Raw genomic sequence first — 13,148 nt, forward strand, 5'->3', positions numbered from 1 at the left:
TAGAGCAGATCGTGCGGTGACGGGATCACTTCGTGATCGCGTCAGCGTGCGCGAATCTGCTCTATCTCATTGTTTTAGAGGCAAATTCACCGACCATATTGAATGATGAAATGATTCAATATGGTCGGATTTGGCTCTAAGGGGCTTGGCAAGCGGGGGCGCGAATAGAAACGGGCCGGGGATCGCTCCCCGGCCCGTCCTGCATCGTTAAAGAGGGCTGGATCAGAAGCCCATGCCGCCCATGTCCGGACCGCCCGCCGAAGCAGACGACTTCGGCTCCGGCTTGTCGGCGACCATGGCCTCGGTGGTGATCAGCAGCCCGGCGACCGACGCGGCGTTCTGCAGCGAGCTGCGGACAACCTTGGTCGGGTCGATGATGCCGGCCTTCACCAGATCGGTGAAGCCACCGCTCTGGGCGTCGAAGCCCCAGCTGCTGTCCTTGGACTCGAGCAGCTTGCCGACGATGACCGAACCGTCGTGACCGGCGTTGGACGCGATCTGACGGGCCGGAGCCTCCAGGGCGCGGCGGATGATGTTCACACCCATGCGCTGGTCGTCGTTGGCGTACTTGACCTTGTCCAGCGCCTTGATGGCGTAGACCAGGGCGGCACCGCCACCCGGCAGGATGCCTTCCTCGACCGCGGCGCGGGTCGCGTGCATCGCGTCGTCCACGCGATCCTTGCGCTCCTTCACCTCGATCTCGGTCGCACCGCCGACGCGGATCACGGCCACACCGCCGGCGAGCTTCGCCAGACGCTCCTGCAGCTTCTCGCGGTCATAGTCGGAGGAGGTGTCCTCGACCTGAGCGCGGATCTGCGAGCAGCGACCCTCGATGTCCTTCTTCTTGCCGGCACCGTCGACGATGGTGGTCTCGTCCTTGGTGATGGCGACACGCTTGGCGGTGCCGAGCATGTCCAGCGTGACGCTGTCGAGGTTGATGCCGAGATCCTCGGACACGACGGTGCCGCCGGTCAGGATCGCGATGTCCTCGAGCATCGCCTTGCGGCGATCGCCGAAGCCCGGGGCCTTCACGGCCGCGACCTTCAGGCCGCCACGCAGCTTGTTGACCACGAGGGTGGCCAGGGCCTCGCCCTCGACGTCCTCGGCGATGATCAGTAGCGGACGGCTGGACTGCACGACCTGCTCCAGAACCGGCAGCATGGCCTGCAGGTTGGACAGCTTCTTCTCGTGCAGGAGAATGTACGGGTTCTCCAGCTCGCAGATCATCTTGTCGGCGTTGGTCACGAAGTACGGCGACAGGTAGCCGCGATCGAACTGCATGCCCTCGACGACGTCGAGTTCGGTGTGCAGCGACTTGGCTTCCTCGACGGTGATGACACCCTCGTTGCCGACCTTCTCCATGGCCTTGGCGATCATCTCGCCGATTTCCTTCTCGCCATTGGCCGAGATGGTACCGACCTGGGCGACCTCACCGGAGGTGGTGATCTTCTTCGAGCGCTTCTCGATGTCGGCGACGACGGCCTCGACGGCGCTGTCGATGCCGCGCTTCAGGTCCATCGGGTTCATGCCGGCGGCAACGGCCTTCGCGCCCTCACGGACGATCGACTGCGCCAGCACGGTCGCGGTGGTGGTGCCGTCGCCGGCCACGTCGTTGGCCTTGGAAGCGACCTCGCGCACCATCTGCGCGCCCATGTTCTCGAACTTATCGGACAGCTCGATTTCCTTGGCGACGGTCACGCCGTCCTTGGAAATCCGCGGCGCGCCGAACGACTTCTCCAGAACCACGTTGCGACCCTTAGGGCCCAGCGTGACCTTCACCGCGTCGGCCAGAATGTCCACGCCGCGCAACATCTTGTTGCGGGCATCGATGCCAAACTTAACGTCCTTGGCAGCCATGTTATTGTTCTCCTTGGATAGGGTTAGCCCTTGTTACAAGCGGCTTCTTTCGAAGGCCCCTCGCTGAATGGGACAGCTGATTAGGCGGCCTTCTTGGACGACTTGGAGGTGCCCTCGAGCACACCCATGATGTCGCTTTCCTTCATGATCAGCAGATCGTCACCGTCGATCTTCACCTCGGTGCCCGACCACTTGCCGAACAGGACGCGGTCACCCGGCTTCACGTCGAGAGCGACGATCTTGCCGGCTTCGTCGCGGGCGCCCGGACCCACGGCCAGGACTTCACCCTCCATCGGCTTTTCCTTCGCCGTGTCGGGGATGATGATGCCGCCAGCGGTCTTCTGATCGGCGTCGATACGACGAACCACCACGCGGTCGTGGAGCGGCCGAAATTTCATGACCCTTCCTCCAATTTACACTCTGTTGAGACGTGCAGTTTGAGCAATGTCGCCGGGATTGACTCGTATTGTTAGCAGTCTCGCCCGGTGAGTGCCAGCGATGTAAGGAAGCGGGGGGAAACTGTCAAGCGGGCTGCGAGCGCGTTCGCGCAAATTTCGCGCTCCGGACCGGTCCGTTGGGGCGGTGAAGTTGTAACGGTATATGCGGTTTAGCGTCCGTCGGATCAACCATCCCGGCGACCGCGGTCCGGTGCAGGCGACCCCGTCAACTCAGCGTCCCGACCTGGGGGAAGTCGGGGATGCCGTTGCCGATGTCGATGAAATGCCGGATCGCGGTCTTCTTCTCCAGGAGATAGCGCTCCTCGCGCGTCTTGAAATCGTCCAGCCGGATATCGTCCACCTGATAATACAGCAGGGTCGCCCGCCCCGCGTCGTCGCGCATCGGCAGGCCGAAGGATTCCGAGATCCGGCCCTTCCCGTCGCCGGTCCGCACCGCCTGGCTGACGAGTTGACCGCAGGGGTGAGTGGCAATGAGCGTCATCGCTGCCCGGGTGATCGGCCGCTCCTGCGGGGTGCGGAAGTCGAGATAGTTTTGTCCGGTGATCTCGCGGCCATAATGCTCGATCACGGTGGTGCCGGCGAGCCGGACCAGGAAGTGATCCGGGGCGACGATCTCGAAGATCAGGAAGGTGTTGAGGATGCCAGCCAGTGCCCCGGGTTCGAAGTCGCGCCGGTACGGGATCAGGTCGGTCCGGGGCAGGGAAAGCCAGTAGTCGGCGAAGGCCCGCGCCCGGGGCTTCAAGGCGGCGGTGCGGATGCAGGACACCGTGGTCATGGCCGTCGGTCAGTATGTCCAGTTCGGGTCGAAGGTGACCGCGATGGTCGTGGGCGAGGTGGGCTCCACCAGCGAGTACATGAACTTGGTCGGTCCAGTATAGCCGCACTGGCCGATATCCGCGCCGGCGCGCTTGCGGAACTGGACCTCCAGGCGGAAGTGCCGGACCAGAGTGTCGATCTCCGCCTGCCGATAGGCCTCGACCGCTTCGGCCGGAAGCTCGATCGAGCGCGGCGGCGAGTAGATACCCTCGATGCAGAGCTGGTTGACGATACAGGCGGCGAGGTCGGGACCGTCGCCCTGCCCGAGGCCGGGGCAGGTGCCGGTGTCGGCCGACGCGGAAGCGGGGAGGAGTTGGCAGCAGAGTCCGATGATGGCTGCTAAAATACTGAAGTAAAACAGAATTCCTCTTGTCCGCGCGGGCTTTCTACCAGCAGAATTTTCAGCGTCAACTGCGTTCATGCGGAGGTTAGGCGCGATGCTGCATTCCGGAACCCGTCCGAGCGTCAACGACTTGTATCGATATCGGCTGACCACGGCGGAAATCCTCTATCGTCTTCCCGACTACCCCAAGCTTCTCCAAAGCTATCTCTGGCAGGAGATGGATATCGCGCCGGACTTCCCCCGGCTGACGAAGTTCCTCGACTACTGGGAGCGCAATATCGACGGCCGGCTCCACACGGTGCGGATCGCCAATGCGGAGTTGGTCCGGCCGCAGGAGATCGCGTACGCCACCCACGACTTCGCCTACCACTAGGCCGCGGGCGGGACCGAAGGGCCGGTCACGGCCCTTCGGCTTACTCAGGCACCGATGTACTCAGGCATCGGCTTATTCAGGGGCCAGGGTGACCTTGAGGCCGTCCAGGCTCTCGTCGAACAGGATCTGGCAGGACAGGCGCGAGTTCTCCTGCACCTCGAAGGCGAGATCGAGCATGTCGTTCTCCTCCTCGCCGCGCGGGTCCAGCTTGTTCCACCAGTCGGGATCGACATAGACATGGCAGGTGGCGCAGGCGCAGGCGCCGCCGCATTCGGCGGTGATCGGCAGCCCGGCCTCGCGGATGATCTCCATCACCCGCCAGCCCTTGGTCGCCTCGACTTCGTGCTCGCCGCCTTCTCGGTCGGTCACTTGGATCTTCATCGGGTCCCCTCGACTTGCATGACGTTCGGATTTTTTCCGAGGTTTAGGCGAAGGCACCGGCAGGGTCCAGCGCTTTGCGCCTCACAGGGAGAGGTCCAGACGGTCGCCGATCAGCCTCAGGGCGGCGCCGTGCGGGTCGGTCCAGGCGACCGGCATTCCGTTCACCGCCTGCATGAACATGCCGTTCGGCGGGGAAGCCGGGGCCTTCTCCGCGATCCAGGGCAGGACGCGGGTGGCCTCGTTGCAGATCCACACGTCGCAGGCAGCCCGTATGCGGTCGCAGACCTGCCGCCTCTCCTCCCCGTCGTCGATATAGGCCAGAACCGAGCTGTGGATCAGCACGCGGGTGGCGCCGGCCGGGGCGCCGTCGAACACGTCGTCCAGCGGATCGAGCAGGCTGCGCTTGCGGATCGCCATCGGGTCCTGCCGGGCGATCGCCAGGGCCTTGCCAAGACGGTCGGCCCGGTCGGTCTGCTCCGGCCAGACGAGGGTCTGCAGCCAGGCCACCTGTTCCGGATCGGTGGCGTCGAGCGGGTTGATGTCGAGGCCGCCGCGCCACGCGATGGTCGGGTAGGAGGACGGGATCAACGCCGCCGGCTCGATCGCGCAGGGGAAGACCGGCACGTCGTCGCCCGCTCCCTCGGGCATCAGCCGGACACCCCCGTAGTCGTAGCCGTATCGCTCCGGATAGAGGCAGAGACCGGCCGACGTCCCGATCTCGAACAATGCGATCGGTTGCGGCAGGCGGGCGAGCGCCGGCATCAGCAGCGCGCAGCGCCCCGGCTCGTTGGTCTGGGTCGAGTGGGACAGCATGACGGCTCGGATCGCTTCGCCCCGGCTTCGGATCGCCGCGGCCAGGGCGGTGCCGTCGGCCGGCACACCGCAGACATGGCGAACCGCGGCGAGCAGCAGGTTCGGCTGCTGCTTCGGCGCCGGCAGTGTTGCGAGGAAGGCGAGGATCTCCGGCGTCTCGGCCACCGCCAGGCCGAGCGCGACATAGATCGGCGACCTCCCGCGCACCTGCTCGTCGACAAAGTCCCGATAGCGTCTGGCGATCGCGGCCGTCCCGCTCATCGGGGCGGCCTATCTGGGCATGGGCGCGAGGGTGACGTGCAGGCCGTCGAGCTCCTCGCGCATCAGGATCTGGCAGGAGAGGCGGGAGGTGCCGCGGACGTCGAATGCCTCGTCCAGCTTCGCCTCTTCCTCCTCGCTGCGCGGCGGCAGCCTGTCGAGCCAGTCCGCGTCCACATACACATGGCAGGTGGCGCAGGAGCATGCGCCGCCGCATTCCGCGACGATCGGCAGGCCCCAGTCCCGGATCACCTCCATCACGCGCCAGCCCTCCAGCGCTTCCAGCGCATGGCGCTCGCCGTCGGGGGTGGTCACGTTGAGGATCATGCGACGCCGAGCTTCTGCTGCAGGTCGGTGGAGGAGGTTGTGTACTGGAAGCGGATCTTCTTGTCCGGATGGACGATGCGCACCGCCGCCTGGCTCATCAGCGCCGCCTCGTGGAAGCCGGACAGGATCAGCTTCAGCTTGCCGGGATAGGTGTTGATGTCGCCGATGGCGAAGATCCCGGATGTCGAGGTCTCGAACTTCTCGGTATCCACCGGGATCAGGTTCTGCTCCAGGTTCAGGCCGAACTCGGCCACCGGGCCGAGCTTCATGGTCAGCCCGTAGAACGGCAGCAGCATGTCGCAGGGCACCGACCACTCGCCCCGCTCCTTGTCCTTGAACACCACGCCGGTCAGCTGGCCGTTCTCGCCCTCCAGGCCGGAGATCTGGGCGATCTCCAGGGTCATCTTCTTCTCGGCCACCAGGGCGCGCATCTTGTTGACGCTGTCGGGGGCCGCGCGGAACTCGTCGCGGCGGTGGACCAGGGTGACGGACTCGGCCAGCGGCTGCAGGTTCAGCACCCAGTCCAGCGCGCTGTCGCCGCCGCCGGCGACGATCAGCTTCTTGCCGCGGAACTGTTCCATCTTGCGCACCGCGTAGAACACGCTGGAGCCCTCATAGGCGTCGATGCCCGGGATCGGCGGCTTCTTCGGCACGAACGATCCGCCGCCGGCGGCGATGACGATCACCTTGCTGTCGATCACCGTGCCGGTATCGGTGGTCAGCCGCCAGGTGCCGTCCTCCAGCTTTTCCAGCTTCTCGGCCATCTGGCTGAGGTGGAAGACCGGGCTGAACGGGGCGACTTGCTCCATGAGGCGGTCGGTCAGCTCCTGACCGGTGCAGACCGGGACCGCCGGGATGTCGTAGATCGGCTTCTCCGGATAGAGCTCGGCGCACTGGCCGCCCGGCCGGTCGAGGATGTCGACCAGATGGCATTTCAGGTCCAGCAGCCCGAGCTCGAACACCGCGAACAGGCCGCAGGGGCCGGCGCCGATGATGGTGACGTCGGTCTGGTGCGGACCCGCACCCTCGGCGGTGATGATGGAGGGGGCGGTGGCGGCGTCGGTGGCGGCGTCTGGGGACATGGTGCGGCTCGGGGCTCGAAGTGTCGGATGGTCGCGTCGAACATAGGCACCCGGCGGGGCGGGGCCAAGCGTTCGATTGGTTTAATGTGGCCGGCCCGCGGTGGGCCATCGCGTTCCCTGCCGTCCATCCAGCCCTCTCCGCCAACCCAACCCGTCGTCCTGATGTCGATCAGGACCTGCGCTCAGGCGGTCGGAGCCGTCCGTAGGTTGATCCTGACAGGCGTCAGGATGGCGGGAGGGGCGGATTGACGGCTTGCCTGCGTTGGCGGACCTTTCCCGAGCCGGATCAACTGGAGGCGGGCGATGACCATCATCCTCAAGAATATCAGCCCCTGGGGGCGGGCCGTCACCGACCTGGCGGTCAGCGACGGACGGATCGTCTCCGAGGCGCCCGCCGGCGCCCAGGTCATCGACGGCGGCGGCGCCATCGCTCTGCCGGGCCTGGTCGACGCGCATGGCCATATCGACAAGACGTTGCTCGGCATGGGCTGGCGGCCGTTCACGGCCGCGGCCGGGGTGCAGTCGATGATCGCTAACGAACGCCGGTTACTTTCGGAGATCGCGGATTTCTCGCCCGCCCGCCAGTCGGCGCGGGTGGTCGACCGCATGGTCGCGCGCGGCACCACCCATTGCCGCACCCATGTCGATATCGGTCCGGATATCGGACTGGCGCATTTCCACGGCGTCGCCGAGACCCGGGACGCCGTGCGCGACCGCATGGACATGCAGATCGTCGCCTTCCCGCAGACCGGCGTGATGACCCGTCCCGGCACCTTGGAGCTGCTGGACCGGGCCTGCGCCGAGGGGGCCGACGCCATCGGCGGCCTCGACCCCATCGGCATCGACCAGGACCCGAAGGGTCAGCTCGACGGGCTGTTCGCCATCGCCGACCGGCACGGGGTGGAGGTGGACATTCACCTGCACGACCGGGGCGAGGTGGGGGCCGTCACCCTCGACATGATCCACGAGCGCACCAAGGCGCTCGGGCTCAAGGGGCGGGTGGCGGTCAGCCATGCCTTCTGCCTCGGCAGTGTGCCGGACGACCGGCTGGCCGGGCTGATCGGCAAGCTGCTCGACCAGGACATCGCCATCATGACCCACGGCCCGTCCGGCGATACCCCGTTCCCGCCGGTCCGACGCCTGCACGACGCGGGTGTCCGGTTGTTCACCGGATCGGACGGGATACGGGATTCCTGGGGACCGCTGAATTCCGGCGACATGCTGCAGCGGGCCTTCATCGTCGCCTACCGCAACGGTTTCCGACGGGACGAGGATATTGCCCTGACCCTGGACATGGCGACGACCGGCGGCGCGCAGGTGATGGGGGCCGCCGGCTACGGTCTGGACCCGGACTGCACCGCCGACCTGGTGCTGGTCGATGCCGAGACGCCGGCGGAGGCCGTGGTGGAGCACCCGCCCCGCAGGTTGGTGATGAAGCGCGGCAGGGTCGTCGCCGAGAACGGGCGGCTGACGATCGAGCCGGCCGGATGACCGAACTGCGACACCCCGCCGTTTGACCGGACGCGGGCCTTGCGCCATATCCCCAAGCCATGAGCGACGCGACATTTTCACCGTCTTCTCGGACGGCTCCTTCCAAGGCCGAGCGCGCCCGTCCGGCGGTCGCGGCCTGGCTGTTCGCCTCCGCCTTCATGGTGGCGGCGATGATCGTCATCGGCGGCATCACCCGGCTCACCGAGAGCGGCCTCTCCATGGTCGAGTGGCGCCCGCTGATGGGCTGGATTCCGCCCCTGGGCGATGCCGAATGGCAGCGCGTCTTCGACATGTACAAGGCGACCCCGGAATACACGGCGTCCAACTTCTGGATGACGATCGACGACTTCAAGACGATCTTCTTCTGGGAATACATCCACCGGGTCTGGGGCCGGCTGATCGGCATCGTCTTCGCCGTGCCGTTCCTGTTCTTCCTGCTGACCGGGCGGATCGAGCGCGCGCTGGTGCCGCGGCTGGTGCTGCTGTTCGTGCTCGGCGGCATCCAGGGCGGCATCGGCTGGTGGATGGTGACGTCCGGGCTGGTCGACGAGGCGCGGGTCAGCCCCTACCGCCTGTCCGTGCATCTCTCCATGGCCTTCCTCATTCTCGGCCTGCTGCTGTGGACGGCCCTCGGCCTGGTGCGGACGCCGTCCGGCGGCACGCGCGGCCAACGGATCGGCGCCGGACACGTGCTGGCGGCGGTCTCCATCACGGTGGTCCTGGGCGCCTTCGTCGCCGGCACCGACGCCGGGTACGCCTACAACACCTTCCCCTTGATGGGCGGGCGGTTCGTGCCGGCGGAGTACTGGGACGCGGATCTCGGCTGGCGCTCCCTGATCGAGCATGTGCCGGCGGTCCAGTTCCATCACCGCTGGGTGGCGGTGCTGACCGCGCTGCTGACCCTGGTCTTCGTGATCCGCAACCGGCCGCGCACCGAAGGGGCCGCGCAGCTCGCGCTGACCTTGCTGGGGGCGATGGTGCTGGTGCAGGTCGGGCTCGGCATCGCCGCCCTGCTGGCGGTGGTGCCGGTCTGGCTCGGCGCGCTGCACCAGGCGGGTGCCGTGGCGCTGTTCAGCCTCGCCGTGTGGACGCGGTTCGCCTTACGCGCGCCCTGATTGACGGTTCCACTATCGCCTCCTTTAGCTAGGTGCCGACGGGGGCTGCGGATGAAGATCACCCGGACCGATTTCGATCAGGCCATAGAGCACAGCGGCCTGACCCCTGAGCAGGGCGCCGTCCTGTGGCGGCACATGGAGGCGTCCCGGCCGGACGTACCGTTCACCGCCATCAATGTCCTGTTCTACGCCGGAGCGCTGATCGTCATCGCGGCGATGACCCTCTATGTCGGGCAGAGCTGGGAGACGTTCTCCGGACTGGCGATCGCCGGTATCGGGCTCCTGTACGGCGCTGTGTTCCTGATCGCCGGCGACCTGCTGATCCGGCGCGCCAGCATGCACGTGCCGGGCGGGCTCTGCGTGACCGTGGCCCTGGCGATGGTTCCGATGATCGTCTACGGCGTGCAGCTCGAGGCCGGCCTCTGGCCGGATGTCGAGCCGGGCGAGTACGGCGATTTCACGCGCTATATCAAGGGAGGCTGGTTCGCCATGGAGGTCGCCACGCTGGCGGTCGGTGCCGGGCTGCTGCGCGCCTATCGCTTCCCGTTCCTGGTGTTCGTGATGGGCGTGGTGCTGTGGTTCATGTCGATGGACATCGCGCCGCTGCTGGTCGAGGAGCGGGCCGACTATTTCGAGATCCGCCGCATGGTGTCGATGGTGTTCGGCATCCCGGTGCTGATCGTCGCCTATTGGGCGGACCTGTCCTTCCGCCGGGACTACGCCTTCTGGCTCTACCTGTTCGGCATGCTGGCGTTCTGGGGCGGCCTCTCGCTGTCGGACGCGGAGACCGAGCTGGCGCGGCTCCTGTATTGCCTGCTGAATGTCGCTCTGATCGCCCTGTCGGTGTTCCTGCGCCGTCGGGTTTTCATGGTGTTCGGGGTGATGGGCGTCATGGGCTATCTGGGCTATCTCGCCTTCCGGCTGTTCGAGGATTCGCCCTGGTTCCCCTTCGCCCTCAGCGGGCTCGGCATCCTGGTACTGCTTGCCGGTTACGCGGCGCTGAAGAACCGGGAGCGGCTGACGGGCTGGGCGGAGGCGGCGATTCCGCCGGGGTTGCGCGGTCTGCGACCGGACCGCGCCTGATCAGTCCGCATTGAGGAACGCCGTGGTCTCCGCCACCGCCTCGGCGAGACCGCAGCGTCTGACCGGCACGTCGGGCGGGAAGGCGCCGAGCAGGCGGCTTGGCATGCTCGGGTCGAGCAGGACGAAGACGCCCTTGTCGTCGGCCCGGCGGATCAGCCGGCCGAAGGCCTGTTTCAGGCGCAGGCGGGTCAGCATGTCGGTATAGGCGTTGCCGCCGAAGGCCGCGCGCCGGGCGCGATAGAGGATGTCCGGACGCGGCCACGGCACCCGGTCGAACACGATCAGCTTCAGGCTGTCCCCCGGCACGTCGACCCCGTCGCGCACTGCGTCGGTACCCAGCAGGCAGCTTTCCGGCTCGGCCCGGAAGATGTCGATCAGGGTGGCGAGGTTCATGCCGTCCACATGCTGGGCGTAGAGCGGCAGCCCGGCCTGATCCATGGCGGGGGCGATGCGGTGATGCACCTGGCGCAGCCGGCTGATCGCGGTGAACAGGCCGAGCGCGCCGCCGCCGGACGCCTGGAACAGGGTGCGGTAGGCGCCGGCGACCTGGTCGAAATCGTCCTTGCGCACATCGCCGACGATGAAGACGCGGGTGCGGTTGGGATAGTCGAAGGGCGAGGCGACGGCGGTGCGGATCGCCGGCGTCGGCAGGTGCAGCGAGCCGGTGCGGGCCTCGGCCGCATGCCAGTCTAGGTCGTCGTTGCCGGTCCCGTCGCGCAGGGTGGCCGAGGTCACCACCATGCCGTGGGCGGCCTTGGCCACCGTTTCGGTGAAGGGCCGGGTCGGATCGATCCAGTGGCGGTGCAGACCGATATCGATGTCGCGGCCCTCGATCCGCTCCACCGCCATCCAGTCGACGAATTCCGCCGGGGTTTCGGCTTCCAGGCTGGAGAGCATGGAACGCCAGCCCTCCACCATGGACCCGCCGCGCCGGGACAGCGACCGGGCGGCCGCCTCGATGCGCAGGCGGGTCGCCGTCTCCAGATCTTCGGCCTGCTCGTCCAGTATGGCCAGCAGGTCCTTGCGCAGGGCCAGCATCGGCTCCACCAGCCTGCGCAGCGCCTGCTCCAGCACCCGCGCGGCGGCGGCGAGACCCTCCACCGGCGGCCGTGTCTCGCATTCCAGCCCGTAGGGCGAGCGCGGGTCGGCGGAGCGGGCATAGACCTGCTGGCGGACCATCACCAGGAAGGTCTCGGTCGGTCCCTTGGGCTGGGCGTCGGAGATCCGGTTCATCCAGCCGTCGCCGGGCAGGGCGCGGGCGGAATCCTCGATCTCCTCCATCGCCTCCAGGGCGACGGGCCGGTCGGCGATCAGCTCCTCCACCCGCCGGCGCAGGCCACGGGCTCTGCCGCCGCGCCGGGTCTCCGCCCCCAGCAGCCAGCGGCGCAGCTCGACCGATTCCAGCGCCGACAGATGGGCGGAAAACGCGCTGTCGGCGGCGTCGAAGACGTGATGGCCCTCGTCGAAGACGTAGCGGGTCGGCACATGGGCGTCGTCGACCCCGCCGAGGGCGGCCTGGATCATCACCAGCGCGTGGTTGGCGACCACGATCCGAGCCCTTCGCGCCCGGCGCACCGAGCGCTCGATGAAGCACCTGTTGTAGTGCGGGCAGGCGGAATAGACGCACTCGCCGCGCCGATCGGCGAGGCCCAGGGTGCGGCCGCGTCCCAGGATGTCGGACAGCCAGGCCGGGAAGTCGCCGCCCTGCAGGTCGCCGTCCCGGGTCGCCCGCGCCCAGCGCGCCATCAGCCCCAGCGCTGTGGCGTATTGCGGCTGCAGGGTGAGGGTGCGGATCGCCTCCTCCAGGTTCAGCAGGCAGAGATAGTTCTCCCGCCCCTTGCGCACGACCACCTTCGTCGCCTTGCCGACCGGGTCGGGATAGAGCCGGTCGAGTTCTCCGTCGATCTGGTGCTGCAGGTTGCGGGTGTAGGTGGAGATCCAGACGGCGCCCTCGTTCTTCTCCGCCCAGACCGAGGCCGGGGCGAGATAGCCCATGGTCTTGCCCACGCCGGTTCCGGCCTCGGCCAGCACGACGGTCGGCTCGTCCTCGCGCTCCCGGGGGCGGAAGGCGGCCGAGGTGGCGGCGGCATAGTCGGCCTGGGACGGCCGCGGCTCGGCCTTGTCGCCCAGCATGGAGGACAGGCGCACCCGCGCCTCGCTCTCGCCGACCGATTCGTGGCCGGCGGGCGGCTGAGGCGCGTGCTCCGACCATTCCTGCAACTCGCGCCAGACCTCCATGGTCGCCGGGCGGATCGGTGCCGGCGGTCCTGGGTCGGGCTCGTCCAGGGCCATCAGGATCAGCCGTCCCCAGCCCCAGCCGCCGTCATGCATCGCCTTGGCGATCGGCCGGGCCCAGCGGTCGCGCGCGCCGAGAGCCTGGCGCTCCGGGATCTCGGCCAGCAGAGCATCCGCGACCTCCAGCAGGGTGTCCGGCGCATCGTCCAGCGTGTGCGGGGCCGGGAGGCCCACCGCCTCGGCCAGGCCGCGTGGGGTCGGCAGGCAGAACTGCGCCGGCCGCACGAAGGCGAAGAGCTCCAGCACATCGAGGGCGACGACCTGCTCTACCCCAAGCCGGCGGGCGATGGAGCGGGCATGGCACACGACCGGCGGCGTCTCGTGGGCGCGCAGGGCGGCCCGCGACGGCGTGGGATGCTCGATCCGCCCATCGGGCAGGCGCCACGCCGTCCCCACGGGGGAGGCGTGCAGGGCGTGCATCTGGCTGATCTCGCGGGCGACGGGGGAGCGCATGGA

Annotated in this window: 13 protein-coding genes; 4 read left to right on the plus strand and 9 right to left on the minus strand. The window is 67.7% G+C overall.

What is annotated here, in order from left to right:
* Positions 1-222 precede the first annotated feature (222 nt).
* From groL to BLS34_RS22700, 4 genes are all read right to left on the minus strand, one after another.
* The gene (gene groL, locus BLS34_RS22685) at positions 223-1,857 is read right to left on the minus strand and encodes a chaperonin GroEL (protein WP_093154105.1); all 1,635 of its coding nucleotides are present in this window, start codon (positions 1,855-1,857) and stop codon (positions 223-225) included.
* Positions 1,858-1,937: 80 nt separating this feature from the next.
* Positions 1,938-2,255, minus strand: a complete 318-nt coding sequence (locus BLS34_RS22690) for a co-chaperone GroES (RefSeq protein WP_028795146.1) — start codon at positions 2,253-2,255, stop codon at positions 1,938-1,940.
* Positions 2,256-2,520: 265 nt separating this feature from the next.
* A complete protein-coding gene (locus BLS34_RS22695; RefSeq protein WP_093154106.1) occupies positions 2,521-3,090 on the minus strand; it encodes a PAS domain-containing protein in 570 nt (189 codons plus the stop codon).
* A 9-nt stretch (positions 3,091-3,099) separates the two neighbouring features.
* Positions 3,100-3,552: a hypothetical protein gene (locus BLS34_RS22700; RefSeq protein WP_093154109.1), complete on the minus strand. Its 453-nt coding sequence runs from the start codon at positions 3,550-3,552 to the stop codon at positions 3,100-3,102.
* Positions 3,553-3,568: 16 nt separating this feature from the next.
* Here BLS34_RS22700 and BLS34_RS22705 point away from each other — a divergent pair, with 16 nt between their 5' ends.
* Positions 3,569-3,847 carry a Usg family protein gene (locus tag BLS34_RS22705; protein WP_051244929.1) on the plus strand — a complete coding sequence of 93 codons (279 nt, stop codon included), beginning with the start codon at positions 3,569-3,571 and terminating at the stop codon, positions 3,845-3,847.
* A gap of 72 nt (positions 3,848-3,919) precedes the next feature.
* Here the strand turns inward: BLS34_RS22705 and BLS34_RS22710 are convergent, their stop codons facing one another.
* The 4 genes from BLS34_RS22710 to BLS34_RS22725 form a co-directional block, all read right to left on the minus strand.
* On the minus strand, positions 3,920-4,228 hold the full coding sequence (locus tag BLS34_RS22710) for a 2Fe-2S iron-sulfur cluster-binding protein (protein WP_028795142.1): 309 nt from the start codon (positions 4,226-4,228) through the stop codon (positions 3,920-3,922).
* An 81-nt stretch (positions 4,229-4,309) separates the two neighbouring features.
* Positions 4,310-5,302 (minus strand): DUF2332 domain-containing protein, encoded by a 993-nt coding sequence (locus tag BLS34_RS22715; protein WP_093154111.1) that lies wholly within the window; start codon positions 5,300-5,302, stop codon positions 4,310-4,312.
* Between the two features lie 9 nt (positions 5,303-5,311).
* Complete coding sequence (locus tag BLS34_RS22720) at positions 5,312-5,626, minus strand: 2Fe-2S iron-sulfur cluster-binding protein (RefSeq protein ID WP_093154114.1); 315 nt, start codon at positions 5,624-5,626, stop codon at positions 5,312-5,314.
* Positions 5,623-6,708, minus strand: coding sequence for an NAD(P)/FAD-dependent oxidoreductase (locus BLS34_RS22725; RefSeq protein ID WP_093154117.1), 1,086 nt, complete (start codon positions 6,706-6,708; stop codon positions 5,623-5,625). The genes BLS34_RS22720 and BLS34_RS22725 overlap by 4 nt, the downstream gene beginning before the upstream one ends.
* A gap of 303 nt (positions 6,709-7,011) precedes the next feature.
* Here BLS34_RS22725 and BLS34_RS22730 point away from each other — a divergent pair, with 303 nt between their 5' ends.
* From BLS34_RS22730 to BLS34_RS22740, 3 genes are read left to right on the plus strand one after another with little or no spacing between them, the layout of a single operon-like run.
* Positions 7,012-8,199, plus strand: coding sequence for an amidohydrolase family protein (locus BLS34_RS22730; protein ID WP_093154119.1), 1,188 nt, complete (start codon positions 7,012-7,014; stop codon positions 8,197-8,199).
* Positions 8,200-8,258: 59 nt separating this feature from the next.
* Positions 8,259-9,314 carry a COX15/CtaA family protein gene (locus tag BLS34_RS22735; RefSeq protein ID WP_093154122.1) on the plus strand — a complete coding sequence of 352 codons (1,056 nt, stop codon included), beginning with the start codon at positions 8,259-8,261 and terminating at the stop codon, positions 9,312-9,314.
* A 51-nt stretch (positions 9,315-9,365) separates the two neighbouring features.
* Positions 9,366-10,397 carry an LTA synthase family protein gene (locus BLS34_RS22740; protein ID WP_093154124.1) on the plus strand — a complete coding sequence of 344 codons (1,032 nt, stop codon included), beginning with the start codon at positions 9,366-9,368 and terminating at the stop codon, positions 10,395-10,397.
* Here the strand turns inward: BLS34_RS22740 and BLS34_RS22745 are convergent, their stop codons facing one another.
* A complete protein-coding gene (locus tag BLS34_RS22745) occupies positions 10,398-13,145 on the minus strand; it encodes an ATP-dependent DNA helicase (protein WP_093154127.1) in 2,748 nt (915 codons plus the stop codon). It abuts the gene before it with no gap.
* Positions 13,146-13,148 lie beyond the last annotated feature (3 nt).

The sequence above is a fragment of the Thalassobaculum litoreum DSM 18839 genome, assembly GCF_900102465.1.
Taxonomy (GTDB): Bacteria; Pseudomonadota; Alphaproteobacteria; order Thalassobaculales; family Thalassobaculaceae; genus Thalassobaculum; species Thalassobaculum litoreum.